At 74.0% G+C, this 25,734-nt stretch carries 8 protein-coding genes; all 8 read left to right on the top strand.

Features of this window, described 5'->3' with window-relative positions; genetic code table 11:
• The first annotated feature begins 8 nt into the window (after positions 1–8).
• Genes AB8735_RS02290 through asnB form a run of 8 tightly spaced genes read left to right on the top strand, consistent with a single transcriptional unit; the run spans position 9 to position 25,728 of the window.
• Positions 9–3,248, top strand: a complete 3,240-nt coding sequence (locus tag AB8735_RS02290) for an amino acid adenylation domain-containing protein (RefSeq protein ID WP_372404839.1) — start codon at positions 9–11, stop codon at positions 3,246–3,248.
• The gene (locus tag AB8735_RS02285; RefSeq protein ID WP_372404837.1) at positions 3,245–7,750 is read left to right on the top strand and encodes a beta-ketoacyl synthase N-terminal-like domain-containing protein; all 4,506 of its coding nucleotides are present in this window, start codon (positions 3,245–3,247) and stop codon (positions 7,748–7,750) included. The genes AB8735_RS02290 and AB8735_RS02285 overlap by 4 nt, the downstream gene beginning before the upstream one ends.
• On the top strand, positions 7,747–11,133 hold the full coding sequence (locus tag AB8735_RS02280; protein WP_372404835.1) for an amino acid adenylation domain-containing protein: 3,387 nt from the start codon (positions 7,747–7,749) through the stop codon (positions 11,131–11,133). The genes AB8735_RS02285 and AB8735_RS02280 overlap by 4 nt, the downstream gene beginning before the upstream one ends.
• Positions 11,130–19,361, top strand: coding sequence for an amino acid adenylation domain-containing protein (locus tag AB8735_RS02275; protein ID WP_372404832.1), 8,232 nt, complete (start codon positions 11,130–11,132; stop codon positions 19,359–19,361). The genes AB8735_RS02280 and AB8735_RS02275 overlap by 4 nt, the downstream gene beginning before the upstream one ends.
• Complete coding sequence (locus tag AB8735_RS02270; protein ID WP_372404830.1) at positions 19,348–21,132, top strand: condensation domain-containing protein; 1,785 nt, start codon at positions 19,348–19,350, stop codon at positions 21,130–21,132. The genes AB8735_RS02275 and AB8735_RS02270 overlap by 14 nt, the downstream gene beginning before the upstream one ends.
• Entirely contained in the window at positions 21,129–22,118 is a 990-nt protein-coding gene (locus tag AB8735_RS02265; RefSeq protein ID WP_372404827.1) for an NAD-dependent epimerase/dehydratase family protein, read from the top strand. The genes AB8735_RS02270 and AB8735_RS02265 overlap by 4 nt, the downstream gene beginning before the upstream one ends.
• A complete protein-coding gene (locus AB8735_RS02260) occupies positions 22,115–23,821 on the top strand; it encodes an aspartyl/asparaginyl beta-hydroxylase domain-containing protein (RefSeq protein WP_372404825.1) in 1,707 nt (568 codons plus the stop codon). The genes AB8735_RS02265 and AB8735_RS02260 overlap by 4 nt, the downstream gene beginning before the upstream one ends.
• 5 nt (positions 23,822–23,826) lie before the next feature.
• Positions 23,827–25,728, top strand: a complete 1,902-nt coding sequence (gene asnB / locus AB8735_RS02255; protein WP_372404823.1) for an asparagine synthase (glutamine-hydrolyzing) — start codon at positions 23,827–23,829, stop codon at positions 25,726–25,728.
• Positions 25,729–25,734: the final 6 nt, after the last annotated feature.

Here is a 25,734-nt window from a genome sequence, read left to right as displayed (position 1 = left end):
ACGTGCCGATGACCGACGGCGCCGGGACGCGGGGTGGCCACCGCGGCGGCCGGCTGCCGCTGTCCGCCGCCCAGCAGCGGCTGTGGCTGCTGCAACAACTGGAGCCGGACAACCCGGCGTACAACATCTGCACCGCGATCGAGCTGACCGGACCGCTGAACCCGCTCGCCCTGCGCTCGGCGGTCCACCGGATCGGCGCCAGGCACCCGATGCTGCGCGCCGCGTTCAGCGACGACGGTGCGGAGCCCGCGCAGTACATCACGGCGGCGCCACCGCGCCTGCGGCTGGTCGACCTGTCCGGGGCGGGGGACCGGAGCGCGGAGAAGGAAGCGCACCGGTTGCTCGCCACGATCGCGGCCCGGCCCTTCGACCTGGCCGCGGGGCCGCCGGCGGCCTGGTTCCTGCTGCGCCTGGGAGCGCGGCGACACCTGCTCGTCCTGTCCGTCCACCACCTGGTGTTCGACGGGGGATCGCTCGCCGTGGTGCGCGAGGAGATCGAGGCGCTGTACCGCTGCGCGGTCACCGGCAGCGCACCGCCCGCGTCGGTGCGGACCGCGAGCTGTTCCGAACTCGTCGCCAGACAGGGCGAGATGGCGGAGGAGGCGGCCGGATCGTTCGAGTTCTGGCGGGAGCAGCTCGACGCGGCGCCGCTGCACAGCACCCCGTTCAGCGGCGGCAGAGGCGGACGCCAGGCCCGCCCGGTACGCCGGATCGAACGGTTCGGCCGAGCAGAACTCGCCGGTCTGGAAAGGGTGTGCCGGCTGACCGGCAGCACCACGTACATGGCGCTGCTGGCCGTACTCGGCTGCCTGGTCGGCCGGTACTGCGGGCAGGAGGACGTGGTCATCGGCTCACCGGTGGAGCTGCGCGACGGGGAGCCGGCCACCGGCACCGTGGGCCTGCTGATCAACACCCTGCCGCTGCGGCTGCGGTTGGACGGCGAGCCGGGTTTCGCCGAGGTCCTGCGCAGGACCAGGAACACGCTCCTGGACGCGCTCGAACACCGGCTGCTGCCCTTCGAGCGGATCGTCGACGCCCTCGGACCGCCCAGGGAACTGGGGACCTCCCCGCTGTTCCAGGTGCTGTTCGCCTACCAGCAGCCGCCACGGCCCCCCGGTCTGCCGGGGATCCGGACACGGCTCGTCGACGTGCCCGCGGCGGCGGCGAAGTACGAGCTGACCGTCACCGCGGCGGACACCCCCGACGGCCTGGAACTGACCTTCGAGGCGGACGGGGGACGGTGCACTGCCGCCGAACTCGCCCTCTTCTGCGGGCAGTTCCGGATGCTGCTCGCCGCCGCGTCGGCCGAACCGGAACAGCCGGTGTCGCGCCGGTCGCTGCTGACCGCGCGCCAGTGGCGCAGGGTGCGCACCCCGGCGGCCATCGATCCCGGGGAGGGAGAGCTGGTGCACCGGCTGGTGTCCGCCGCCGCGGCGCGCCACCGGGACGCGGTGGCCGTGGTGCACGGCTCCCGCCAGGTGAGCCACCGCGAACTGGACCGGTGGTCCGACCGGTTCGCCGCGGACCTGCTCGCCCGGGGATGCGGCCCCGGCGACGTGGTCGGGGTCTGGCTGGCCAGGACACCGGAACTGCTCGTGGCCCTGCTGGGAGTGCTCAAGACCGGGGCGGCCTACCTGCCGATCGGCACCGAACAGCCCGTCGGACGGGTTCTGCCGATGCTGGCCGAGACCGGTGCCCGGCTGCTGGTCGGGGACGACGGCCTACTGGCCCGCCGGGGTGCCGGAGCCGTCCGGCTTCCGCCCGTGGTGCGGGTGTCCGCCCTGCCGCCCGGCCGGTCGTCCCCGCCGCGCAGGGCGACGGTGCCGCCGACGGCGCCGGCCTATGTGCTCTACACATCGGGATCCACGGGCCGGCCCAAGGGAGTGGCCATCGAACACCGCAGCGCCGCGGCGTTCCTGCGCTGGGCGGGCGAGGCGTTCGACCCGGCCGAACTGCACAAGGTCCTGGCCACCACCTCGGCCGGCTTCGACCTCGCCTTCTTCGAACTGTTCGCGCCACTGGTCCACGCGGGCACCGTGGTCCTGGCCGAGGACGCCCTGAGGGTGCCGGAAACCCCCGCCGCGGCAGGGGCCACCCTGCTCAACTCCGTCCCGTCCGCGGTGGCCGCCCTGCTGGACGCCGACGGGATTCCCGACTCGGTCACCTCGGTGAACCTCGCCGGAGAACCGCTGTCCCGGGAGCTGGCCGACCGGCTGCACCGCCGCCGCGTCCGCACCGTGGTGCGCAACCTCTACGGGCCCAGCGAGGCGACCACCTACGCGACGGCCGCGGTGATCGGTGCCGGCGACGACCCGCCGCCCATCGGGACGCCGATCGGAACGGCGCGGGCCTGGGCGGCCGATCACCACGGACGGCCGGTTCCCGACGGCATGGCCGGGGAACTGCTCATCGGCGGCCCGGCGTTGGCCCGGGGCTATCCGGGCCTCCCCGCCGGCACGGCGGCGGCCTTCGTCCCCGACCCGTACGGTCCGCCCGGCAGCCGCGTCTACCGCACCGGGGACCTGGTGCGCCGGCGCGACGACGGCGAACTGCACTTCGTGGGGCGCAGGGACACCCAGATCAAGCTGCGCGGAGTACGGATCGAGCTCGGGGAGGTCGAGCACGCGCTGCGCAAGGCGGCACCGGTCCGCGAAGCGGCCGTCGTGCTCGACGGGACGGCCGAAAACCGGCGGCTGGTGGCGTTCGCCAGCGCGGAACCGGGCCGGGAGATCCCACCGGAACGGACCCTGGCCGCGCTGCGCGCCCTGCTGCCCGCCGTGATGATCCCCTCGGAGCTGGTGGTGCTGGACGGCCTGCCGCACAACGGCAACGGCAAGATCGACCGGGCGGCCCTGACCGCCCGTGCAGCAGAGGTCCGCCGGCCGCACCCGCGGAGCGCGGCCCCCGGGACCGCACTGGAACGGGCCATCGCCAGTGAGTGGCAGCGGGTCCTGGGGACCGAGCACATCGGTGTGCACGACGCCTTCTTCGACGTCGGAGGGAACTCCCTCGGCCTGCTCCGGCTGCACAGCGCCCTCGTCCGCACCGTCCATCCGGGGCTGCGGCTGATCGACCTGTTCCGCTTCCCCGACATCGCCGGCCTCGCCGCTCACCTCGGCCGGGCCGGGGCCGGCACGGCGCCGGCGGACCCTCCGGCGCTCGCCCGCGGCCGCAGGCGCCGGCGAGCCGGCGGAGTGCCCCGCCCCCGCCCGGAGGCCACGGCCGCCGAGGAAGAGGGTGGGCGATGACCGGGCAGGACGCCTGCGAGCCGATCGCGGTGATCTCGCTGAGCTGCCGCTTCCCCGGAGCGGAGAACGTCGACGCCTTCTGGGCCAACCTCCGCGCGGAGACCGAGAGCATCAGCCGGTTCCCCGACCCGGGGCCGGAGCCCCGGCCCCGTTTCGTCGGCGCGGAGGGAACACTGGGCGACCCGGCACAGTTCGACGCGGAGTTCTTCGGGTACTCCGCGCGCGAGGCCGAGGTGATGGACCCGCAGCACCGGCTGTGCCTGGAGGCCGCCTGGACGGCGTTCGACACCGCCGGCTACGACCCCGCGGAACTGTCCTTCCCGGTCGGCGTGTTCCTCTCCTGCGGCCTCAGCTCCTACCTGGTGCGCAACCTCCTCCCCAACACCGAACTCCTCCGCACGCTCGGCGGTCTCCCGCTGCTGATCCACAACGACAAGGACTTCGCGGCGACCACGGTCTCCTACAAGCTCGGCCTCACCGGCCCCAGCATGTGCGTCGGATCGGCGTGTTCCTCCTCGCTGGTCGCGGTCCACCTGGCGCTGCGCAGCCTGCAGTCCTTCGAGTGCGACATGGCCGTGGCGGGCGGTGTCTCGCTCCTGGTCCCGCAGGCACAGGGCCATGTCTACGCCGAGGACGCCATCTACTCGCCGGACGGGCGGTGCGCGGCCTTCGACGCGTCGGCCGCCGGCACGGTCGGCGGCAGCGGCGTCGGGTTCGTCCTGCTCAAGCGGCTGTCGGACGCCCGCAGGGACGGCGACCGGGTGCACGCGGTGCTGCTCGGCTCGGCCGTGAACAACGACGGCCGCCGCAAAGCGGGTTACACCGCCCCGGGCGTCGACGGCCAGCGGGACGTGATCATCGAGGCACAGGCGGTGGCCGGGATCGACGCCGGCAGCGTCGGGTACGTCGAGGCGCACGGCACCGGGACCAATATCGGCGATCCCATCGAAGTCGAGGCACTGACCGCGGCGTTCCGCACGACCACCGACCGGACCGGGTTCTGCGCCCTCGGCTCGGTGAAGACCAACATCGGCCATCTCGACGCGGCGGCGGGCATCGCCGGGCTGATCAAGGCGGTCGGCGCCGTGCGCGACGGCGTGATCCCCGCGAGCCTGCACTACCGACGGCCCAACCCGGCGATCGACTTCGCCGGTTCCCCGTTCTACGTCAACGCCTCGACCACGCCCTGGCCCGCTTCGGACTCCCCGCGCCGGGCCGGGGTCAGCTCCTTCGGCATCGGCGGTACGAACGCCCACGTGGTGCTGGAGCAACCGCCCGCCCCGACCACGTCCGCCCGCGAGCGCAGGGCATGCCAACCGGTCGTGCTCTCCGCCCGCTCCGCGGCGGCCCTGACGCAGGCCGGCCGGGAACTGGCCGAGCAGCTGCGCGACCGGCCGGACGCCGACCTCGGCGATGTGGCGGCCACCCTGGGCGGCCGGCGGGCGCACCGCTACCGGCGGGCCGTGGCAGCCGCCACGACCGCGGACGCCGCCACGGCTCTGGCCGAGCCGGTGCCGGCGCACGCGGTCCGGGGCACCGGGCGGACCGCCTTCCTGATCCCCGGCCACGGCTACGGCTATCCGGCCATGGCCCTGGGACTGCACGCGGGGGAGCCGGACTTCCGGCGGCATCTCGACGACTGCGCACGGCTGCTCGCCGCACAGGACATGGACCTTTTCGCGATGCTCCGCACCGAGCAGGCGGGCCCCCAAGGTGCCGCGCCGGTGTTCCAGGTCGCCGAGTTCGCCGTGTCCTGCTCCCTGGCCCGCACGCTGATCGACTGGGGCATCGAACCGGTCGCGATGCTGGGGCACAGCCTCGGTGAGTACGTCGCCGCCACCGTGGCCGGGGTGTTCTCCCTGTCCGCCGCGCTGCGGTTGGTCACCGCCCGCGCCCTCGCGCAGGCCACGCTTCCGGAAGGCCGGATGCTGGCCGTCGCGCTGAGCGCCGACGATCTGCGCCCGATGCTCGACGACGGCCTCACGCTGGCGGCGGTCAACTCCCCGGACCGGTGCGTGGTCGCCGGTGCTCCCGGCGCGGTGGCGGCACTGGCCACCCGGCTGGACGGAGAAGGAGTGTGGACCAGGACGCTGGCCGTCCGGCACGCGTTCCACTCCGGCGCCGTCGACCCCATCCTCCCCCGGCTCCGTACCGCCTTGGCCGAGGTCGAATTCGCCGCCCCACGCCTGCCGTTCCTCTCCAACGTCACCGGGGACTGGGCCGATCCCGCCGAGGTGACCCGCCCGGAATACTGGCTGGCACACATGCGGCGGCCGGTGCTCTTCGACGCCTGTGCCCGGCGTCTCGCGGAGACGGAGCCCGCCGCGCTGCTGGAGCTCGGCCCCGACACCGGGCTGGCCCGCCTGGTGGCCCGCGGGGCTCCCGGCCCGGCGGCGACCGCGAGCTGTCTGCCGTCGGCCGTCGGCGACCCGGCGGCAGAACGGGAAACCGCGCACCTGGTGCGCGCGGTGGGGACGTTGTGGACCTCGGGGTGCCCCTTCGACTGGGCCGCCTTCCACCGGTCGCAACGGCCCCGGCGCACCCCGGTCCCCGGATACCCGTTCCAGCGCAAGCGCTACTGGTCCGAGGCACCGGGGGACGCCACCGGCGTACGGCCCGCCGCCCCCGTGGCCGCCGCCCGGCCGGTGTCCGGGGAGCAACTCCACGACTGGGGCTATCTGCCCGGCTGGCGGCACACCGCCGCGGTGCACCCGCCGGCCCGGCAGGACGGCGCGACGTGCCTGCTGTTCGCCGACGGCCCGCTCGGCGCGGCGGTCGCCGGACGGCTCACCGAGCTCGGTGTGCACCCGGTCACCGTGCCGTCCGGGCACGAACGACCGAGTGAACCGCGGCACTACCACGAGCTGTTGGCGGAACTCGCAGCCCAGGGCCGGACCCCGGAACTGGTCGCGCACCTGTGGACCGCCACGGCGGCGAGCGGGGCCGGGACGCCGGACGAGGCCACGGTGCGGCAGGGACAACTGAGCGGGTTGCACAGCCTGCTGCACCTGGCGCGGGCCTTCGGCGCGCACCCGGGAGATCGGCGGGTCCGGCTGGTGGCGGTCACCCGGGGTGCGCAGTCCGTGCTCGGCGACGACCTCGACCACCCCGAACACGCCACCGTGACCGCGGCGGTCAAGGTCATTCCCCGGGAACTGCCCGCGATGTCCTGCACGGCGATGGACATCGGGCCCACCGACGGCGACCCGGACCGGCTGGCGGACCGGATCGTGGCCGAACTGCTGGCCCCGGACCCGGCCACCGAGATCGCCTACCGCGGGCGGCAGCGCTTCGAACGGAGCTACACCCCCCTGCGGCTGGACCCGGTCGCCGAGCCGCGCACCATGGCGACCGGCGGGGTCCACCTGATCTGCGGCGGCCTCGGCGGCATCGGCCTCAGCCTGGCGGAATCCCTCGCGGGCAGCGCCACCGCACTGGTGCTCACCCGGCGCACCCCGTTCCCCGCCGCCGAGGACTGGGACGGCTATCTGGCGGCCCATCCGGCGGGGGACGACACCACGCGGCTGATCGGCCGGCTGACCGCGCTCACCGCCAAGGGCACCGCGGTCCTGGTCCGGCAGGCCGACGTGGCCGACGAAACCCGGATGCGGGCGGTCGTCACCGAGGCCGAGGAGCTGTTCGGGCCGATCACCGGAGTCGTCCACGCCGCGGGGAGCCCCGACACCGCGGGCATGATCCAGCGACGCGACCAGCAGGCCACCGACGAGGCGATCGCCTCGAAGGTGCTGGGCCCGGTCGTGCTCGACAGCGTTCTGCGCGACCGCGAACTGGACTTCTTCGTGCTCTGCTCGTCCATCGGGACCGTGCTGCACAAGCTGAAATTCGGCGAAGTGGGCTATGTGGCCGCGAACGAGTTCCTCAACGCCTACGCCGCCCACCGCGCCTGCCGACGCGACGGGACCACCGTGTCGATCGCGTGGACCGACTGGACCGACGTGGGCATGCGCGCCTCGGCGCAGAAGGAGCTCATCGCGCGCTACGGCCCCACCGCCGGGCACACCGCGTCGGCCGGCGACCCGCTCGACGGGATCAGCCGGGCGGAGGGCGTCGAACTGTTCCACCGCATCCTCGCCACCGGAGGGGCCCCGCAGGTGGTGGTCTGCCCCCAGGACCTCCAGGCGCTGCTGGCCAGGCACGCGGACTTCAGCACCGAGGACCACCGCACGGCCCTCGCCGACCTGAGGATCGCCCCGTCCCGCCGCGACCGGGCCGACCTGTCCACCGCATACCGGGCGCCGGCCACCCCGCTGGAGCGCAGCCTCGCCGGATACTGGGCGGGCCTGCTGGGCGGCGATCCCATCGGTGTGCACGACAGCCTCTTCGAGCTGGGCGGCGACTCGCTGATCGCGCTCCGGCTGCTGTCCCTGATACGGGAACGGCACGGCGTCGAGCTGTCGATGGCGGAATTCTTCGACGCGCCGACCATCGCGGCCCAGGCCGCCGCGATCGAACGCGCCACCGGGGACGAGGTGTTGCTGTGAGCGGAGCCTATCTCGCGGAGCTGCGCCGGCGCGGGATCACCGTCACCGCCGACGGGGACCGCCTGAGGTGCGTGGCACGGCGCGGCGTGCTCACGGCCGAGGTCCAGGCGGAAATCGCCGAGCGCAAGGCCGAAATCCTCCGCGAGTTGCGCGCGGGCGACGGCATCCCGGTGGCCGACGGCGCCCGGGTGCCGCTCTCCTTCGAGCAGGAGCGCATGTGGCTGACCCACCGGTTCCACCCGACGGCCAGCTCCTACCACCTCCCGCTGCACCTCGGGCTCACCGGCGAACTCGCCCTGCCCGCCCTGCGCACGGCGCTGGGGCAGGTGCTGCGCAGGCACACCGTGCTGCGCACCCGCTACCCGGTCGTCGACGGCGGCCCCGTCGCCGAGGTGCTGCCCGCCGGTCCTGCGGAACTGCCGGTGGTGGACCTCTCCGGACTGCCGGTGCCCGCCCGGCGAGCGGCGAGCCGCAGTCGGGCGGCCGCACTGGCCGTCCGCCCGTTCGACCTGACGACCGGCCCGGTGCTGCGGGCCGTGGTGTTCCGGCTCGACCGGGCGGAACATGAACTCGTCCTGGTCCGGCACCACATCGCCGGCGACGGGTGGTCGCTCGGGGTGCTGCTGGCCGATATTGCCGAACTGTACCGGGCATGCGTCGCCGGGATCCCCGCACAACTGGCCGCGCTGCCGGTCCAGTACGGGGACTTCGCCGCCCGGCAACGGCGCCGGGCGCGGGAGCCCGGCTTCGCCGAACGGCTGGCCCGGTGGACAGCGGCACTCGACGGCGCACCCGGACAACTGGATCTGCTCGGCAGGGCCCCCCACCCACCGGCCGACCGGGTCGCCGGGGTCCTGCGGTCCCGGCTCGGCGACGCCGACGTGCGACGGCTCGGACACCTGGCCGCTCAACGGCGGACCACCCTGTTCCCGGTGCTGCTGACCGCATTCGGGATGGCGCTCGCCGGCCTGTCCGGGCAGCGCGACCTGGTGATCGGCAGCCCGGTCGCCGGCCGCCCCCGGCCGGAACTGGACGGGCTGGTCGGCTGCTTCGTCAACCTGCTGCCGCTGCGCCTCGACCTGACGGGCCACGACGGCTTCGGAGCACTCCTGGCCCGGGTGCGCGAGGCCGTCCGACAGGGCCTCGACGACCAGGAGGTCCCCTTCGAGCGGATCGTCGAGGCCGTACGCCCCCGGCGTTCGCTCGCCGAAACCCCGCTCGTCCAGGCGGCCTTCACCTACCAGAACACCCCGGCGCCGCGGGTGGAACTGCCCGGCCTGACCGCGACGGTGCTGCCCTCGCCCCCGGTGGCCGCCAAGTTCCCGCTCACCATGACCGTCTCCCCCCTGCCGGACGGACTGGAACTGGAGCTGGAGTTCGACCGGTCCCGGCTCCACGCCGCGACGGCGGCCGAGCTCCTGGCCGGGACGGAGGCCGTGCTCCGCGCCGCGGCGGCCGATCCGGACCTGCCCGTCGCATCGGTCCGCCCGGTCCCGTCCGCTCCGGCCGTGACCGGCGACCCGGCCCCGGAGGGGGAAACGGGCTGTCTGCACCACGAGGTCGAGCGGATCGCCGCCGGGCGGCCGGACGCCATCGCGCTCAGCTGCGGCCGCGGCCAGCTCACCTACCGGGAACTCGACGCGCGGGCCGACCGGATCGCCGCGGAGATACGGGCCCGCGGCTGCGGACCGGAGGACATGGTCGGGCTGTGCGCCGAGCCCTCGATGGACCTGGTGATCGGGATGCTCGGTATCCTCAAGGCGGGGGCGGCCTATGTGCCGTTGGACCCGGCCGACCCCCCGCGGCGCCGGGCGGAGCTGGCCCGCGCCGCGGGGATCCGGCTGCTGCTCACCCGGTCCACCGTGCGGCACGCACCGGAACCCGGTGCGGACACCCTGCTGTTGGACCGGCCCGGGGACAGGTCAGTGACGGCAGTGCCCGGCCGGGTACGGACGCACCCGGCCAACCTGGCCTACGCCGTGTTCACTTCGGGCTCCACCGGCGGCCCCAAGGGCGTGCTGGTCAGCCACGCGAACGCGACCGCGGTGCTGGCCGCGTGCCGGGCCGCGCTCCCCGCCACGCGCGAACGGCAGACCTGGGCGATGACCCACTCCTCGGCGTTCGACTTCTCCGTATGGGAGATCTGGGGCGCGCTGACCAGCGGGGGCAGGCTGGTGCTCGTCCCCCCGGACGTGGTCCGCGCACCGGACGAACTGTGGGCGACGCTGCTGGCCGAACGCGTCGGCGTGCTCGGCCAGACACCGAGCGCCTTCCGGGCCCTGCTGCCCACCGCACTGCGGACCGGGCCGGGCGGTCCGCCGCTGTCCCTCGTGGTCCTCGGCGGCGAATCCTGCGAAGTGGCCAGGCTCGCCCCCTGGTTCGACCGCATCGGCGACCATGGGCCGGAGCTGGTGAACATGTTCGGCGTCACCGAGACCACGGTGCACGTCACCAGCCGCCGGCTGCGGCCGGACGACCCGCACGGCCCGGTGGCCAGCCCGCTGGGGCGGGCGATTCCCGGTCAGCACGTCGAGGTGCTCGACGGCGACGGGCGTCCGCTGCCGGTCGGCGGCCGGGGCGAACTGGCCGTCGGCGGCACCGGGGTGGCCAGGGGCTACCTCGGCCGCCCCGGACTCACCGCCGACCGGTTCCGGCCCGCGCCCGGCCGCCCGGGCGGCCGGCGCTACCACACCGGTGACCTGGTGCGGCTGCTGCCCGGCGAACTGGACTACCTCGGCCGGACGGACAAGCAACTGTCCTTGCGGGGCTACCGCATCGAACCCGGAGAGATCGAAGCCGCCCTGCTGACGCACCCCGCCGTACGCGACTGCGCGGTGGCCGCCCACGGCACGGGGGACGGACGGCGGCTCGTGGCCTACCTGGTCGCCGAGAGCACCGCGCAGGCCCGGGAGCTGACCAGCGGCTCGCTGCGGAGCTTCCTGTCCGACCGGCTTCCGCGCCATCTGATCCCGCACCGGACGGTCGTGCTGCCCGCGCTTCCGCTGACGAGGAACGGCAAACTCGACGAAGGGGCCCTGCCCGCCCCGCCCCCGGAGCCCGACCGGCCGAGGAGCAGCCCGCCCGCCACCCCGACCGAATCGACGATCGCCGAGCTGGCCGCCGGAGTGCTGGGCCGGGCGAGCCGGGACGGCATCGGCAGGCACGACAACTTCTTCGATCTGGGCGGGGATTCGCTGCAGCTCACCCGGTTCCACTTCCGGATCGTCACCGCCTTCGGCATCGACCTCCCGATCCGCCAGGTCTACCAGGCGCCCGACATCGCCGCGCTGGCCCGGACGGTCGACCGGGTGCGCGCCGGGCACCGGAGCGCACTGATCCGGGAGGCGCTGCGGCTGGCCGAGGCGGGGGAGGAGCCGATATGACCACCAGGGCGGCCACCATCGTCGACATCGCGCGGCAGCACGCCGAACGCACACCGCGCCGCCCCGCCTACCTGTTCCTCGCCGACGGAGTCACGGAGACCGTGAGCCATGACTTCGCCGCCGTCGACCTGCGGGCCAGGGCGATCGCCGCCGAACTGGCCGCACGCGGCTGCCGGGGTGAACGCGTGCTCATCGCCTATCCCTCCGGCATCGAGTACGTCGAGTCCTTCCTGGGCTGCCTGTACGCGGGAAGTGTCGCGGTCCCCTGCGACTCCGGCCGGGGCAGGGCCGGAGCGGAACGGCTCGCCGCCATCAGTGCGGACGCCCGGCCCGCGCTGGTGCTCTGCCGGGCCGACGACGCCCCCGCCACGCCGGCCGGACTGCCCAGGGCCGACGTCCGCGCCGTTCCCGACACGGCCGCCGACGACTGGACCCGGGCTCCGGCCGACCCCGGCGCGACCGCCTTCCTGCAGTACACCTCGGGCTCCACCCGGACGCCGCGGGGCGTCCGGGTCAGCCACGCCAATGTGCTGAGCAACGAGCGCGCGATCCGACTCGCCTGCGGCAACGACCGGGACGCGACCTTCGTCGGCTGGCTTCCGCTGTTCCACGACATGGGCCTGATCGCCAATGTGCTGCAGCCGCTCTACCTGGGCTCCCGGTCGGTGCTGATGCCGCCGGACGCCTTTCTGCGGTCGCCGCTGAACTGGCTGCGGGCCGTCGAGAAGTACCGGGCCCGGGTCAGCGGCGGCCCCAACTTCGCCTACGAGCTGTGCCTGCAGCGCGTCGACGAGGCCACCAGGGCCACCCTCGACCTGTCGGACTGGACGGTGGCCTACAACGGCGCGGAACCGGTCCGCGACTCCACGATGCGCCGCTTCAGCGCGGGTTTCCGCGCCGCAGGATTCGCGCCGGCCGCACACTTCCCCTGCTACGGACTCGCCGAGGCGACCCTGATCGTGACGGCGACACCGTTCGACCGGCCGCCGGCCACGGTACGCGCCGATCCCGCCGCTCTCAGGGCGGGCCGGGTCACCGCCGTGCGGCCGGACGAGCCCGGCACCACGCTCGTCAGCAGCGGGCTCCCGGTCGCGGGGACCGAGGTGCGGATCGTCGACCCGGACACCCGTACGGCACTGCCGCCCGGGCGGATCGGTGAGGTCTGGCTGCGCGGCGAGAGCATCGCGGCCGGATACCACAACCGCCCCGAGGAGACCGGGGAGACCTTCGGCGCCCTCCTCGCCGACACCCACCAGGGCCCCTATCTGCGCACCGGCGACCTGGGGTTCCTGCTGGACGGCGGGCTCCACCTCACCGGGCGGCGCAAGGACCTCATCGTCGTCCGGGGCGAGAACCACCATCCGCACGACCTGGAACACACGGCGGAACGAGCGGATCCGGCGCTGCGGCCCTCCTGCGGAGCCGCCTTCCCGGTGGACGTCGACGGTGTCGAACGGCTGGTGCTGTGCCACGAACTCGGCACGGCACAGGGCGAGCCGGACCTGGCCGGGATCGCCGCCAGGGTGCGGCAGGCGATCGCCACCCGGCACGGCATCGAGGTCCACCGCATGGTCTTCCTGCCCAAGGGGGCGGTGCCGAAGACGACGAGCGGCAAGGTCCGCCGGCAGCAGTGCCGACAGTCCTATCTGGACGGCGAATTGCCCGTCATCGGCACCGTGGGCACCGGCCGGACCGAGGTCCCCGGCCTGCCGGGCCGCGACGCGCTCGACGCGACGGCACCGGGCGGGCGGACCGCGGTCCTGGCGACCGCGCTGGCCGCAACCGCCGCGGCATTGGCCGGTGTCGGCGGGACACCGCCCCGGCCGGACGAGCCGCTGGTACGGCTCGGACTGGATTCGCTGCGGGCGATGGAACTGCGGCACCGCGTACAGCGACGGTACGGGGTGGACATCGGGGCCGAGGCCCTCGCCGACGGTGACAGCCCCCTCGACCTCGCCCGGCGCATCCTGGCGGCGGACACCACGACGGCGACCGCACGGACGACGGTGCGGACGACCGGAGTTACGGCCGACAGCGGACGGCTCGCGCTCACCGCGAACCAGGAAGCGCTGTGGTTCGAGCACGAACTCGACCCGCAGGGCGCCGCCTACCACCTCTCCCGGGTGCTCAGGCTGGACGGACCGCTGGACGTACCGGCGCTGGACCGGGCGCTGCGGACCCTGACCGCGCGGCATCCGGCGCTGCGTACCAGGTTCCCGGTCCAGGACGGGCGGCCCTGGTGCCAGGTGGAAGCAGAAGGCCCGCGACTGCGCGTCATCGAGGTGCCGGCCGAGCGGGACGAGGACCTCACTGCGCGGCTGCTGGAGCTGGTGGAGCGGCCCTTCGACCTCGGCGGGGCCGTGCCGTTCACCGCGACGCTCCTGCGCCGCGGCGCGCACACCCATCTTCTGGTGCTGGTCGCGCACCACCTCGTGCTGGACCTGTGGTCGTTCCTGGTCATGCTCGACGAACTGCGCGCCGGCTACCTCGCCGAGACCACAGGCATCCCGGCGGCGCTCACCCCGGCGGGCAACCCGCAGGCCACCGCGCTGGCCGACGCCGAGGACTACGCCGACTCCCCGGCGTACCCACGAGATCTCGCGTACTGGTGCGAGACGCTGACCGGCGCGCCGGCCGGCCTCGCCCTGCCCACCGACCGGCCGTACCCGCCCCGGCGCGACTTCCACGGCGCCACCGCCGCATTCCGGCTGCCGTCGGAGCTGGTCGACGAGGTGCGCACGCTGGCGAAACAGCGGAACTGCACCCTGTTCACCGTCCTGCTCGCGGCGTACCGGGCGCTGCTGCACCGCTGCACCGGCCGGCCGGACCTCGTGCTCGGCACCCTGTTGGCCGGCCGTGACACCGCCGAACTCGCCGGTGCCGTCGGCTACTTCGTCAACCCGGTACCGCTCCGTTCCCGGTGCGCCCGCGGAACGCCGTTCGCGCGGCTGCTCGCGGACACCGCGACGCTGCTGCGCGAAGCGCTCGCCCATGGCAGATACCCTTTCCGCCGCCTGGTCACCGACCTGGCCCCGGCCAGGGCCACCGGCCGGGCGACGCTGGTGCAGAGCCAGTTCGTGCTCCAGCAGGAATACGGCGAGCTGCGGGACGGCACCTTCGCCCTGGCCCAGGGGGCCGCCGGACGCGCGGAGTTCGGGGCGGCGACCGCGTCCGTGGTGGACGTGCCCCGCCGCTGGTCGCAGCTCGACCTCAGCCTCGGCATGGTGCTGCTGGACGGCGAGCTGACCGGCCGCTGGGAGTACCGGACCGGCCTGTTCGACGCGGACACGGTGGCCGCGCTGTCGGTACACCTCACCGAGCTGCTGCGCGCCGCCGTGGCGGATCCCGAACGCGCGGTGGACGAGATCCCGTTGAGCGAGGACCTCACCGGGGCCGCCGGGGCCGGACCGGCGCGCCGCCGCCCCGACCCCGGCGGCCTGCACCGTCTGGTGGCCGCCGCCGCGGCCGCCCACCCGGACGCGACAGCCGTACTTGCACCCGCGGAGGACGGCGGCACCACGCAGCTGAGCCACGCGGCGCTGCACCGGGCGGCGACCACGGTGGCGGCCGGGCTGCGGGCGGCGGGCGCGGCGCCCGGCGAACCCGTCGCCGTACTGCACCGGCGGGGCCGTCAGCTGCCGATCGCCTACCTCGCCGTGCTGAACGCCGGGTGTGCCGTGCTGCCACTGGACCCGGCGGACCCACCGCCCCGGCACGCCGCGGTGCTGGCCGACAGCGGCGCCGGGTTCCTGCTGACCGAGGAGTCCCTGCGGGACCGCGCCGTCGCCCTGCCCGCACGGACACTGCTCACCACGGAGCTGCTCGCCGCACGGCCGGACCGCCGGTACGCGGCGCGGGTCCACCCCGAACAGCCCGCCTACCTGCTCTACACCTCCGGTTCCACCGGTTCGCCGAAGGGGGTGCTCGTCCCGCACCGCGGCATCGTCAACCGCCTGGCCTGGATGCAGGAGGAGTACCGGCTCGGCGTCGGGGAGCGGGTGCTGCACAAGACACCCGTCGGGTTCGACGTCTCGTGGTGGGAGCTGTGCTGGCCGCTGATCGCCGGCGGCACCGTGGTGCTCGCCCCGCCCGGTGCGCACCGGGACCCGCTGGAACTGGTGCGGATCGTCGAACGGGCCCGGATCGGCACCGTCCACTTCGTGCCCGGCATGTTCACCCCGTTCCTGTCCGAAGCCGCGCGCACCGCCGCCGGGCGCTCGCCGCTGCGCCGGGTGCTGTGCAGCGGCGAAGTGCTCCCGGCCACCGCCAGGGACCGGTTCTTCGAGCTGTTCGACGCGCAGTTGCACAACCTCTACGGCCCCACCGAGGCGTCGGTCGACGTCACGGCCTGGCAGTGCGCACCGTCCGACGCGGGACCGGTCCCGATCGGGCGGCCGATCACCAACACCTCGGTCCGGGTGCTCGACGACCGGCTCCGCCCGGTGCCGGTGCCGGCCACCGGCGAGCTGTTCATCGGCGGGGACGGACTGGCCACCGGCTACCTCCGACGACCGGGGCGGACCGCCGAGGCGTTCCTCCCCGACCCCCACGGGGGACGGGGGCACCGGATCTACCGCACCGGCGACCGGGCCCGGCGCCGGACCGACGGCGCGCTGGTCTTCGTCGGCCGGACCGACCACCAGGTGAAGATCTCCGGAAACCGGGTCGAGCTCGGTGAGGTCGCCGAACTGCTGCGGGCGCTGCCCGGCGTGACCGACGCCGTCGCGACCGTCCGGGAGGGCAGGCTGACCGGCTACGTCACCGGGCGGGACGCCCCGCCCCCCGCCGCGCTCCGGGACCTGCTGCGGCGTTCGGTGCCCGGCCACCTGGTGCCGACGGAACTCGTGGCGGTCGAGGCGCTGCCGGTCACGGCGAGCGGCAAGCTCGACCACCGAGCCCTGCCCGCCCCGGAGCGGGCCCCCGGCCGGGAACGGCCGACCGCCCCGGAACTCACCCCGGCCGAACGCGAACTGGGGGCCCTGTGGGAACGGCACCTCGGCAGGACGGGCATCGACGCCCACACCGACTTCTTCACCCTCGGCGGCGACTCGATCCTGGCCATACGGATCGTCGCCTCGGCCCGGGAAGCGGGATTCGGCTTCACCGTCACCGAGTTGCTGTCCCATCCCAGCGTCGCGGAGCTTGCGGCGTATCTCGACACCCGGCAGGACGATCCCGCGCAGGAGCCCCGGCAGAAGTCCCGGCAGGAGTCCTTGCGGGGGGAGGGGACGGTGCCGCCGTTCGGCCTGTGCCCGGCGCTGGCCGGGCGGCCGGGACTGGCCGACGCCTACCCGGTCTCGATGGCCCAGCGGGCCCTGCTGGTCCACGAGAACGACGACCCCGGCTACGAGGTGTACGTGACCAGCATCGCGGTGGCCGCCCCCGTCGCGCCGGGCGCACTGGAACAGGCCGTCGCCCACGTACTGGCCCAACACCCCTACCTGCGCTCCCACTTCGACCTCACCAGCCATGCCGAGCCGCTGCAGATCGTGCCCACGACCCTCCCGCGGCTGCCCGTCGAGGTGATCGACCGGCGCACCGACCCCGCCCGCGACAAGAACTTCGGCGCGTGGATGCTGAGCGAACGCAAACGGCACTTCGACCTCGCCCACGGACCACTGGTGCGCTTCACCGTGCACGACTACGGCACCGAATTCCGGCTGACCGTCAGCAGTTTCGCCCTCGACGGCTGGTGCACCGCGCTGGTGCTCACCGAACTGCTCACCGCGTACCGTGCCGCATCGCGGGGCCGGCCGCCCGCCCCGGCCGTGCTGCGCACCGGATACGCGGACTTCGTCGAGCTGGAACGCACCGCCATGCGCTCACCGGAGCACCGCGCCTTCTGGGCGGCGGAACTGCGCGGCGCCGAACCCTGCACCCTGCCCCGGCGGACACACCAACGGCCCCCGGCGGAGGGGCCGGTGTACCAGCAGCGCACCGTCGTGGAGATCGACGACGCGACACGGGACGGCCTCGCCGCGCTCGCCGCCGGACTCGGGGTCGGGCTCAAGCACGTCCTGCTCGGCGTGCACCTGTGGATCGTCCGGCTGCTGACCGGCCGCACCGACCTGATCACCGGCCTGGAGACCAACGGCAGGCCCGAACGCACGGACGGCGACCGGGTGGTCGGCGTGTTCAACAACATCCTGCCCCTGCGTGCCGAGGTCCCGGCCGGGGCGAGCTGGGCCCGACTGGCGCTGACCGCCTACGCGGCCGAGACGAGGGTCTCGCCCTACCGGCGTTACCCCCTGGTCACGTTGAACCGGGAGTTCGGCGCGAGCCGGCTGTTCGACACGCTGTTCGTCTTCACCCACTTCCACCTCTACAGCGCGCTGTCCGCGCCGGACGGCCTCGCGGTGTCCGGCCTCCAGGCACCCGACCAGACGTATGTGCCGCTGACCGCCCACTTCAATGTCGACGCGGACTCCGGCCGGCTGCGCCTGCTGCTGGAGACCGACCCGGCCGGGAGCGCCGACGGGCGGGCCACGGAGATCGCGCGGTGGTTCCGGTCCGCGCTGGCGGCCGCCGCGCGGGCACCGCACCGTTCCGCGGCCCGGTGCTGCGCGCGGACCCCCGCGCCACCGGCCGTACTCCCGGCCCCGCCGAAGGCTTCGGTCCTCGCCCTGATCGAGGACGCGGTGCACCGGGGCGCCGACCGGATCGCGCTGCTCGAAGGCGGCCGGCAGGTCAGCTACCGCCTGCTGTGGCAGCGGGCCGGACGGCTCGCCGGAATGCTGCAGGCACGCTCGGCCGGGCCGGAGGCCGTGGTCGGACTGTGGGCGGACCGCAGCATCGACGGCATCGTCGGACTGCTGGCCGTCCTGCGAGCAGGAGCGGCCTATCTGCCCATCGACCCCGAAACCCCACCGCACCAGATACCCGCGCTGCTCGCCGCCGCAGGCGCGGCACTCATGGTGATGCCGCCCTCGGCCGCCGCCCCCGCCGGGGTCGCCCCGCAGGCGATCCTGCGCACCGACGGCACCGGCCGCGGTACGCCGGTGCGGCTGCGCCGCCCGGCACTGCACCCGGAACACCTGGTCTGCGTGCTGGCCACCTCGGGCTCCACCGGACAGCCGAAACCGGTCGGCGTCCCGCACCGGGGCCTGGCCAACTACCTGAGCTGGAGCGTTCCCACGTACGGGATCACCGAGCGCGCCTTCGCGCCGGTGCACTCCTCGCTCGCCTTCGACCTGACCGTGACCTCGCTGCTCGCGCCGTTGGCGGCCGGAGGGACGGCACACCTGGTGCCCGGCACGGACCCGGCCAGGCTGGGCGCGGCCCTGGCCGTCGGACGCCACACCCTGCTGAAGGTCACACCGTCCCATCTGTCCGCGCTGACCGCGCAACTGGCCGCGCGGCGGCACGGGCTCACCGGCGTCACCGTGGTGGTGGGCGGCGAGCAGCTGGACTCCGCCCAGGTCGCCGCGCTGCGCGAAGTCGCCCCGGACGCCGTGGTGTTCAACGAGTACGGGCCGACCGAGACCGTCGTCGGCTGCTGCGCCCAGCGGGTGGCGGCGGACCCCGGTGCCGGACCGGTGCCGATCGGCCTCCCGATCACGGGCAGTTCGGCCGTGGTGCTCGTGGACGGAGCGCCCGCCCCGGACGGCGTGCCCGGAGAGCTGGAGGTCGGCGGACACGGGGTCACCAGGGGCTATCTCGGCCGGCCCGCGGACACCGCCGGGGTCTTCGTCCCGGATCCGGAGCGCCGCGGCGCACGCCGCTACCGCACCGGGGACGTGGTGCACCGGCTGCCCGACGGGGCGCTGCTGTTCCACGGGCGCACCGACCGGCAGGTCAAGATCCGCGGCTTCCGGGTGGAACTCGGCGAGATCGAGCAGGCGCTCGCCGCACACCCGGCCGTCGCCCGGGCCGCGGTCCTGCTGCGCACGGCTCCGGCCGGCGGCCCGCGGCTGGTCGCCTACTGGACCCCCGACCGACGGCCGGGCCACCGCGATCGGCTGCCCGACGCCGGGCAGTTGCGCGGCTGGCTCGCCGCCCGGCTGCCCGGCCGTCTCGTCCCCGCCGAGATCCGGCAGCGTGCCGAGCTGCCGTTGACCCGGAACGGCAAGACCGACTACGCGGCGCTGTCCGAGCCGCGCGACCGGCGCGACTGGCTGATCGAACGGCTGGAGTCACTGACCGAGCAGGAAGCGGCCCTGCTGCTGCGGAATCCAGAGCACCCGCCGGGCACACCGGACGAAGCCGGAGGCAGCGATGTCCGAACCTGACGCGCGCGTGGCGCGGCTGTCCGCGGCCAAACGGGAACTGCTGGCCAGGTGGATGGCCGAGGACGCCCCCGACGACGACGGACCCGCGCGGTCCGACGGGCCCCGGACCGAGGCCGAGCGGACCGTCGCCGCGGTCTGGCAGGAGGTGCTGGAGCTGGACCGCGTCGGGATCGACGACGACTACTTCGCCCTGGGCGGGGATTCGGTGCACGCCATCGTCATCGTGGCCAAACTGGAGCTCGCCGGATGGCGGATCACCGCCCAGGACCTGTTCGACCTGCCGACCGTACGGGCCGTCGCGCAGCGGGCGACGCGAGAGGCGCCCGCCTCCGCCCGGCCGCGGACCCCCGCCCCCGACGCGTATCCGCTCGGCCCGATGCAGGAGGGCATGCTGTACCACTCGGCCGGCGGCAGCGGCCCGGGCGCGTACCTGGTACAGGTCTGCTGCCTGCTGACCGGACCCCTCGACCCGGCCGCGTTCCGCGCGGCCTGGCAGACGGTAGTGGCCGCGAGCCCGGCGCTGCGGGTGTTCTTCGACTGGCACGAACGGACACACCCCCGCCAAGTGGTCGCCCCGGAAGCCGAGATGGTCGTCGACCACCTCGACTGGCGGGACCGCGACGAGGCGGACCGGGCCACCGCCCTGACCGCGTTCCTCGACCGGGACCGTGCGCGCGGCTTCGACCTGGGCAGCGCGCCACTGCTGCGGCTGACCCTGCTCCGCGAGTCCGACACCGCACACCGCTGTGTGTGGACCCACCACCATCTGATTCTCGACGGCTGGTCCCAGCAACTGGTCCTCGCGGACGTCCTCGACTGCTACCGGGCCCTGACGGCGGGCGAGCGGCCCCGGGTGCCGGACAGGCCCGCCATGCCCGACTACCTGGACTGGCTCCGGACCAGGGACCACGCCGCCGACGAGAGGTTCTGGGCCGGACAGCTCACCGGAGTGACGGCGGCGACCAGGATCGCGGGGCCGGACCGCGCGAACGGCCACGTGGCCGCCGTACGGCGCGGTGACGTCACCCTGACCGTGCCACGGGCCCTCGCCGCCGGACTCGACGCGTTCTGCCGCCGCAACGGGCTCACCGTGAGCACCGTTCTCCACGGTGGCTGGGCACTGCTGCTCGCCGAGCTGTGCGCGAGCACGGACGTCGTCTTCGGCGTCACCGTCTCCGGCCGCCCGCCCGGCCTGCCCGGCGCGACCGAACTGGTCGGCCTGCTCATCAACACGGTGCCGCTCCGGGTGGACTGCGCGCCGGACGGCGTGGTCCTGCCCTGGCTGCACGAGCTGCAGCACCGGCTGGCCGGGATGCGGGAACACGGCCACGTCCCGCTCGGCCGCATCACCCGGGGCCTCGGGCCGGGCCGGGGCCCCGGCCTGTTCGACACGATCGTGGTGATCGAGAACTTCCCCACCGCCGTGGGCCGGAACGCCGGGGACGGGCTGCGGATCGAGGAGGTGCGCACCGTGGTCGACGAGGGCTATCCGCTGGTGCTCGAAATCGTGCCCGGCGAAGAGCTGCGGCTGCTCGCCCGGCACGATCCGGCCCGGCTCCCCGCATCCCGCGTACGGGCCATGCTCGACGCGCTGACGGCATGCCTCGCCGCATTCGTCGCCGACCCGGCCCAGCCGCTTTCCGGTCCGCGGACCCTGCTCGCCCGGCGGAACGAACAGCACCTCGAACAGGAGCGCCGGGCCGACCGGGACGCAGCAGGCCGTGACGTGAGGGCGGCACGGCGCCGGAAGACCGATGAGGAGCGAGCGTGACACAGGTCGTGGTGACCGGAGCCGGCGGCTTCATAGGAGCGCACCTGGTCCACGCGCTGAAAAGCAGTCAACCGCCGGTGCGGGTACGCGGAGTGGACGTGCATCCGCCCGAGTACGGGACCGGCGGGGCCGACGAGTTCGTGCTCGCCGACCTGCGCGAGCCCGACCAGTGCGCGGCGGCGGTCGCCGGCGCGGACCAAGTGTTCGCGCTGGCCGCCAACATGGGCGGCATCGGGTGGACGCACGCGGCGCCTGCCGAGATCCTGCGGGACAACCTGCTGATCTCGGTCAACACCATCGAGGCGTGCCGCAGGGCGGAGGTCGGCACCGTCGTCTATACGTCCTCCGCCTGCGTCTACCCGAACTCCCTGCAGCGCAGGCCCGACAGCGCCCCGCTGCGGGAGAGCCCGGTGTTCCCCGCCGACCCGGACATGGAGTACGGCTGGGAGAAGCTCACCACCGAGATCCTGTGCGACACCTTCCGCCGCACCTACGCCATGGACATCAAGGTCGCCCGCCTGCACGCCATCTACGGCCCGCTGGGCGCCTATTCGGGACTGCGGGCCAAGTCCCTGTCCATGCTGTGCGGCAAGGTGGCCGCCGTGCCGGGGGACTCCGGCGAGATCGAGGTGTGGGGGGACGGCACCCAGACCAGGTCCTACTGCTACATCGACGACTGCGTCACAGGCCTGCTCCGGCTCGCGCAATCCACCGTGGACCAACCGGTGAACATCGGCTCCGAGGAGCGGATCAGCATCGCGGAACTGGTCGGCCGGATCTCCGCCATCGCGGGAAAGAAGATCGTTCCGCGCTACCGGCCCGACAAACCGGTCGGACCGATGGGCCGCGTCTCCGACAACACGCTCTGCCGGCAACTGCTCGGCTGGCAGCCGGCCACCTCCCTCGACGACGGACTGCTCCGCACCTACCGCTGGATCGAGAAACACGTCGCCACGGCACGCACCGGAGAGGAGGACCGGCGGTGACAGGGGACCGGAAAACGCTCGACGCCGCCCACGACCTCGGCAGACTGCTCCTGGGCCACCACGGCCGCTACCGGGACGGCACACTCCAGGACCTGGTCACCGACCTGCTGCGGGACCGGCACAACCGGCGCGGCTGGATCGTCGACGCGGTGAACGGCAGCCTGCTGGTCCGGCAGAAGCTGGCCTACGCCCTGCGGCTGGAACCCCGACGGCTGTGGAGCAAGGCGGCGTTCCCCCTGCGTGCCGCGGCGGTCACCGCCGCACCGCGCCCGCTGTCCCTGCTGTGCCCGACCAGGAACCGCGTGGACAACCTGAACGCGTTCCTGCGCAGCGTCCAGCGCACCGCCGCGGCACCGGGACGGATCGAAGTGCTCTGCTACGTCGACGAGGACGACCCCGCACTGCCGCAGTACCGGGAGCTGTTCGACCGGGCGCGCGGGCGCTTCGGAGCGATCGGCCGGTGCGCCCTGCACGTCGGGCCGCCGATCGGGGTCGCGGAAGCCTGGAACCGGCTGGCTGAACACGCCGACGGGGACTTCCTGCTGATGGCCAACGACGACCAGCTCTACGTGGACCACGGCTGGGACGTCGCACTGGACCAGCGGGCCGCGGAACTCACCGAACTGCACGGGGACTCCGTGCTGTGCCTCTACTTCGACGCGGCACAGTACCCGGAAGGCGGCTGCGACTTCCCGATCGTCAGCAGGTCCTGGTACGACACCCTCGGCTATTTCGTACCGACGATCTTCCAGCAGTGGGAGGTCGAGAAATGGGTCTTCGACCTCGCACGACGGCTGGGCAGGCTGTACCCGGTGCCCGGAGTCTTCGTCGAGCACCGGCACTACCAGGACTACAAGGCACCGTTCGACGACACCTACCAGCGGCACCGCATGACCAGGGGGAAGTCGATCGCCGACCACGCCCTGTTCCTCCGTACCGAGCAGCAGCGCGTGGCGGAGGTGGACAAGCTCGCCGCCCGTATCGCGCACGGGCGGCGCGGCGACCGGCGCGACACAAAGCCGTCCGAACCGCTGCCCGAACCGCTGGCCGGCCGGGCCCGCCGGCACTACCGGGCACTCATCGACGAACTCCACGCGGGCGGACAGCCCCGGGCCGCGGCGGACTGCGCCGACCTCGCGGTCCGTCAGGGCCTGTGGGTCTCGGCACTGCACCGCCCCGCGGAGCTCCACCGGGAGCTGCCGGTGCGCATGGACTACGACCCGGCCGACTTCTGGTTCACCGACCGGCTCGCAGACCGGCACGAGGCGATCGTGGAAGAGTTGCGCGCCGCACCGATCGGCGACCGGCTGCTCCCCGAAGGCGGCCGGGAGGCCGGGACCGATCACATCGAGCTGTACCGCGACGGCACATGGACCGCGTCGGCCGACGCCCTGCCGGTCCTGCGCGGCGTCCTCGACAAGATCCCCGAAGCGCTGCTGTTCCCCGGGGCGACCGTCGAGCTGATGCTCCAGCATCCCCCGACCCGCCAACCGGCGTGCTGCGGACCCGGCAACGCCCACCTCCGGGTCGAATTCGGCCTGGTCGTCACGGCGGGCAGCGGGATCAGAACGGGGGACCGGACGAGGACCCGGACCGATGGCGGCTGCCTGATCTTCGACGACGGCCTCGAACAGGAGCGCTGGCACCAGGGCACCGGCCCGAACGCCGTGCTCACCTTCCGAGTTCCGCATCCGGACCGGTGACCGGCGTGTGCGGCATCATCGGGATCTTCGCCCGGGACGCGGGACTGCCCATGGACGCGGCGGACGCGGCGATGGCGGTGCTGCGCCCGCGGGGACCCGACGGCGAGGGCATCTGGCGCTCGCCGGACGGGCGGGCGGTGCTGGGGCACACCCGGCTCGCCGTGGTCGACCCGGCGGGCAGCGCCCAGCCGCTCGGCGACGGGCCGAGCCGGACCCGGCTCGTCGCGAACGGCGAGTTCTACGACTACCGGCGCATCCGCACCGAGCTGGCCAGGACCGGGCACCCCTGCCGCACCCGCGGCGACAGCGAGATCGCGCTGCGGCTCTACCTCAGGGACGGCCACCGGGCACTGCGGACCCTGCGGGGCGAGTTCGCCTTCGCGCTGTGGGACGGCCACCGGAAGGAACTGTTCGCGGCGCGGGACCGGTTCGGCGTCAAACCGCTCTACTACGCCCAACGGGACGGCAGGTTCTATCTGGCCTCCGAGATCAAAGCCCTCCTCGCCTGCGGTCTCCCGGCCCGCTGGGACCCGGCGGCCTACGCGGCCCACCTCCAGATGGCCCTCCCCCCGGACCGGACGCTCTTCGACGGCATCCGCCAACTCCCCGCCGGCTGCTACCTGCTGGCCAACGACGGCGGGGCCACCGTCCACCGCTACTGGGACCTCGACTACCCGACGGCCGAAGAGCTGGCCGGGACCGAGCACGGCTCGCCGGCCGCCCTCACCCGGCATCTGACGCAGGTGCGGTCCGGACTGGACGAGGCCGTGCGGCTGCGGACGATCGCCGACGTCCCGCTGGCCTGCCACCTCAGCGGAGGCGTCGACTCCTCGGCCATGGCCGCCACCGCCGCCGGCCACCGCGAAGTCACCACGTTCACCGTCTCCTTCGCCGACGCCACACTGGACGAGAGCCCGGTCGCGGCCCGGACGGCCGCCCGCCTCGGCGTGCCCCACCACCGGATCGACCTCACCCCCGCGGACTTCGCCGAGAACCTGACCGCCACGATCCGCGCCGGCGAGATGGTGCAGGAGAACGCGCACGGCGTCGCCAGATACCTGCACAGCGCGGCGATCGCCGCCAAGGGCTTCAAGACCGCCCTGGCCGGGGAGGGCGGCGACGAACTGTTCGCCGGATACCCGCAGTTCCAGCAGGACCTCGCGCTGAGCCGGTCCCCGGCGGCCATGGACCGGGCCCGGGCCGGATACCGCAAGCTGGCCGAGTTCGGAGCCCCGCCGCAGCTGCGCAGCGTGCTCGACCGGCTCGGCTTCCTGCCGGGCTGGCTCACCCAACGGCACTTCGCCGTACTGGCACCCTCGCGGCCCCTGCTGCGCCCGGAGTTCGCCGAGGTGCTGGCGGGGACCGACGCCTGCACACCCCTGCTGGACCAGTCCCGGCACCAGCTGGACGGACGCTCTCCACTGCACCAGTCGATGTACCTGTTCGCCAAGAGCTGGCTGCCCAACTACATCCTGGCCGCCGAACGGCTGGACGCCGCGCACGGGGTCGAGGTCAGACTGCCGTTCTTCGACCACCACCTGTTCGCCACCGCCAGGACCGCGCCGCTGCCCTGGTACACCCGCGAGGGCACCACCAAATACGTGCTGCGCGCCGCCGTCCACGACCGGCTGCCCGAGGAGGTGCGCGCAGGCGGGAAACGCGGCTTCTTCGCCCCGCCGATCGTCTGCGACGACGGGCTGCTGGCGAAGGCGCGCGAAATGTGCGCCGGCCCGGCCCTGCGGGACAACCCCTTCTACCACCCGGCCGCGGTGGCCCGGCTGCTCGACGAACTCCGGGCACGGCCGGCCGGCCAACGGGCGGGCAGCGAACGCCTGGTGCAGCTGGTAATGGCGACGAGCGTGCTCACCGCCGAATTCGGGATGACCACCGGCGGGGTGACCGGATGACGAATG

It is taken from the genome of Streptomyces luteireticuli (genome assembly GCF_041519305.1).
Taxonomy (GTDB): Bacteria; Actinomycetota; Actinomycetes; order Streptomycetales; family Streptomycetaceae; genus Streptomyces; species Streptomyces luteireticuli.
Note: the sequence above shows the minus strand (reverse complement) of the source record. Positions and strands in the feature narration are given on the sequence as shown.

What these genes read in the sequence shown, in the direction of transcription:
- AB8735_RS02290 (WP_372404839.1), top strand. Translation starts at nt 9, where the DNA reads ATGACCGACGGCGCCGGGACGCGGGGTGGCCACCGCGGCGGCCGGCTG.
- AB8735_RS02285 (WP_372404837.1), top strand. Translation starts at nt 3,245, where the DNA reads ATGACCGGGCAGGACGCCTGCGAGCCGATCGCGGTGATCTCGCTGAGC.
- AB8735_RS02275 (WP_372404832.1), top strand. Translation starts at nt 11,130, where the DNA reads ATGACCACCAGGGCGGCCACCATCGTCGACATCGCGCGGCAGCACGCC.
- AB8735_RS02270 (WP_372404830.1), top strand. Translation starts at nt 19,348, where the DNA reads ATGTCCGAACCTGACGCGCGCGTGGCGCGGCTGTCCGCGGCCAAACGG.